This is a genomic window from Endozoicomonas sp. ONNA2, from assembly GCF_024606365.1.
GTDB lineage: Bacteria > Pseudomonadota > Gammaproteobacteria > Pseudomonadales > Endozoicomonadaceae > Endozoicomonas.
On sequence record NZ_JAHHPO010000079.1, the window covers coordinates 1 to 3520 of the forward strand.

The window sequence follows — 3520 nt, forward strand, 5'->3', positions numbered from 1 at the left end:
GTTGGCTGCAGTGATATGCAACGGCGTTTGACCTTCTTCATCGGTTTCATTGATGAGTCTCTCGTAGAGAAGATTGAAAAATTCCAGAGAATCTTCTCTGGCAGCTGTGTTCAGTGCAGTAAAAATATTTGCACCATGTTGTTCCAGAACGCGTCGGCCCTCGGTGTAGTCTGACAGAACAGCGATGCTCAAGGCACCGTCAAGGTCGTACGCTCCCGCGGTGATCAGAGGTCTCAGGCACTGGGTTTGGCCCCGCTCGGTGGCGATGCGCAACGCATGGGAAAGGTTGTTCGCTCCCGCTGTGATCAAGCTTCCAAGACGCTGCGTTTGCCCCCGCTCGGCGGCTTCGAGCAGTGCGATATTAAGGGCAAGTTGACCTGGTTGAGTGCTGCTCGGGTATTGAAGCATTGGAGCATCGCCCCCCTGGACAGCGGTACGCGGTACGTTATTGATATTCGCCCCTGCCCTGATCAGCATATTGAATTCCTCGGTGCGGCCTAGCCGGGCGGCAATTTGCAGGATGGTCTCACCATTGTGCTCGACGGCATTGACATCGGCGTGATAATCAATCAAGAGCCGGACTATATCAGTATGTTCGTTCTTTAAGGCGACAGCTAACAGGTGTTCAGGATAACCGGTGGTCACCGAATGGTAAGTCAGATTAGCCAAAGTCTCGTTCTGGCGCAGCAGCGCCCTGAGCTCGGGCAGTCTTCCGTTCTGACAGTAATTATATATCAGGGTTTCACAATAAGGGGATTCGTCAAAAAGTGGTCTCATACCATCCATACGAATCAATGGCAGTGCCGGTTGCCTGCATACACATTCCCGTTGGTCAAGCGTTTTTGCCGACTGTTGTTCACTGTCAAGCCATCCTGTGATGCATTCCAGATGGAAAACGTGACGTGAATCGCAAGAGGTTCTGACCAGTGAACGCCCGCCAAACTGTCCGAAATAGCCGTCTTCACCAGTACAGATAGGGCATTCAAAGAATAAATCTGTCCCGTTTCTACCGATACCGTTCATCGCTTTAGCCTGCTATTAGAATCAACACTGAGCTTAGGACATAAAATCAGCAGGGTAAGTTCCACAAAAGCCTGAATTCGTAACAACACATAGCCTGCCATTTTAATATACATCCATCGCCGCAGGGTTCTGAGTATTTCCTGACGGCTCGGTTGATAACCGTTGAGTCTGTTTGAGCAAATGGCTTTTAGAATTAAAGTGCCTTTTTAGAGAACTTTTGAATACAAAGCTCGTTTCGCACACCTCACATGTAAAGAGACTTTCGCCGGTGTGGATGCGGGTGTGTTGTTTCAGGGAAAATTTTTGGGTAAATCGCTTCCCGCAATCATTACACTTATAGGGCCTCTCTCCGATGTGGGTACGGGTATGATTTATCAGGTGACCGGATTGTTTGAAGCTCATTTCGCACACCCTGCACTTAAAGGGCCTCTCGCCGGTGTGGATGCGGGAATGAATTAACAGTTGCCTGGGTTGATAGAAGCTCTTTTCGCATACCCGGCATTTATAGGGCCTCTCACCGATGTGGGTGCGGGAATGATTTATCAGGAGACTGGGTAGATTGAAGCTCTTTTCGCACACCCGGCATTTATAGGGCCTATCGCCGGTGTGGATGTAGGTGTGGTGTTTCAGTTCACTGGATTGAATGAAGCCCTTGTCGCAGATCTTACACTTAAAGGGCCTCTCACCTGTGTGGATGCGGATGTGTCTTGTCAGATGCACCTTTTGACTAAAGGTCTTCTTACATTGATCACACTGAAAAGGCTTCTTGGCAGTGGGCAAGACCTTTGCTGAATTTTCTGCCCGGGCATCCGGTTCATTCATTTGCATTTCTGTGAAAATATCGCCATTTCCGAATTCATCACAATTTTCCCGGTGTGAAGAGAGTGGACGATTACTTACTTCGCTGTCTGCGCAGGTATAGGCAAGATCATCAATTTCAGGAAATAATGAAGGAAGCTTGTCCGTTTCTGACCAGTGGGAGGAATCAAAACCACTATTTTGTTGTTGCTCCATCATTTGTGAAACATAGCCAAAACCGAGGTGTTTAAATGTTTCAACTTTTTTGTCATTAAAAAAAGCACTTGTCATTATAATTTCTTCTTCATGACAGGTTGTTTCGGTTTCAGTAAGCCACTTGGAAGCCACAGGGCAAGAAGAAAAATCATTAGATGAATTCATGTTCGTGTTTTATCACTGAATTATTTTCTAGCAGACCATTTTACCCAATCAATACATCGGACACTTTCATGCAGCAATGGTTCCACAGGTAATGAGCTGTTTATATCCATGACTTTTGAACTTTATAGAGAACTAATAATCAATAATCAAAGTTGTCAGAATATGGAGTCAACAGCATGATAGCCTCTGGAGCATCCAACCCACTTCTTCCCGGCAATCGCAGCGGCGCTACAAACGGGCATTCAGAACAACAGAGCAGTCATATACGGAGCTGCTCTTGGCATCGGCGCAAACTTGACGAATGGTGTCTGAAATTTAAAGGGCCGGATAAAGCATTAATGCAAGCAGCCAAACATAACAATACGCAACTGATCAGTCGTATTATTGACCAGAATCCATCATCCATGAATCTTTGTTTGAAGAATAAAAATGAAAACCCGGCTATCCAGGCGGCAGTGCGCGGCAACAATGAAGCGTTGCAATTGCTAATTAACCTTGGCGCATCACCGAATACGCTGTTAGCGGGAGAAAGTTATTTCCCCTCAAGGACTTTCAAGGCCGCTGACTATTCGCCTGCTAATTTTACATCCACGACGATGGGTGTATTACTGGGCAGCCAAGAAACCAACCCGAACCAACCCAATCAAGTTATGGATATCGATCGTAGCATATCCATGACGCCAACGGAGTTGGTAAACACTCAGGTAGCTGCCAAAAACAGAAGTGAAATCAGTGTATTGCTTGCCAGTGATGCCAGAACCCGGATCAATACAAAAATAGAATTTTTTCGCTATGGACCATTTAAACAAGCCTTCAATATTGAATTTCCTCCTGTGTTATCATTTCGTACAACGAGTAAAGCAAGTGTCCCGGTAAGCCTTATTGGTCAGGCCATATTGTTAAATAATGCCGATTTGGCACGTGAGCTACTTGGCCGACCAAATCTGGATCCTGGCAAGCCCGAAGGTACTGCTGAAAACCTGCTAACTATTTTCATGCATAAATTATCAAATGGCATGTTTTTTAACTTGGGTAATCCACTGAGACAAAAAATCATTACGTCGGAAACATTTTGCAGGCAAATTCTGGACAGTGATTCATTGATAGTCAAACGACAACTCCTCGCACTCTTAACCATGAATTTCGATAGCAGGGATTACCAGTCGTCCATCTCTGAATTTAACCAGCTTGATATGGCTCAATTAAACGATCGTATCAATCATGAACTCTCTCCTCCAAGTTATGAATCGGCCGTTCAAGAGGCTTAAGTAGTTGGCCAAATGGAATCGTATATTTCTGGCTAAGTGGACAGTTACTA

At 45.7% G+C, this 3520-nt stretch carries 3 protein-coding genes; 1 reads left to right on the forward strand and 2 read right to left on the reverse strand.

Annotated elements, in window-relative coordinates; genetic code table 11:
* Together KDK14_RS01390 and KDK14_RS01395 are read right to left on the reverse strand one after the other, a co-directional pair.
* Window positions 1–1023, reverse strand: a 1023-nt coding sequence (locus KDK14_RS01390; RefSeq protein ID WP_257263225.1) for an ankyrin repeat domain-containing protein, incomplete at its 3' end; no start/stop codon positions are given.
* Window positions 1024–1125: 102 nt separating this feature from the next.
* Window positions 1126–2112, reverse strand: coding sequence for a C2H2-type zinc finger protein (locus KDK14_RS01395; protein ID WP_257263226.1), 987 nt, complete (start codon window positions 2110–2112; stop codon window positions 1126–1128).
* Window positions 2113–2378: 266 nt separating this feature from the next.
* On the opposite strand from KDK14_RS01395, the gene KDK14_RS01400 reads away from it, so the two are divergent.
* Window positions 2379–3470: an ankyrin repeat domain-containing protein gene (locus KDK14_RS01400; RefSeq protein WP_257263227.1), complete on the forward strand. Its 1092-nt coding sequence runs from the start codon at window positions 2379–2381 to the stop codon at window positions 3468–3470.
* The last annotated feature ends 50 nt before the right edge of the window (window positions 3471–3520 follow it).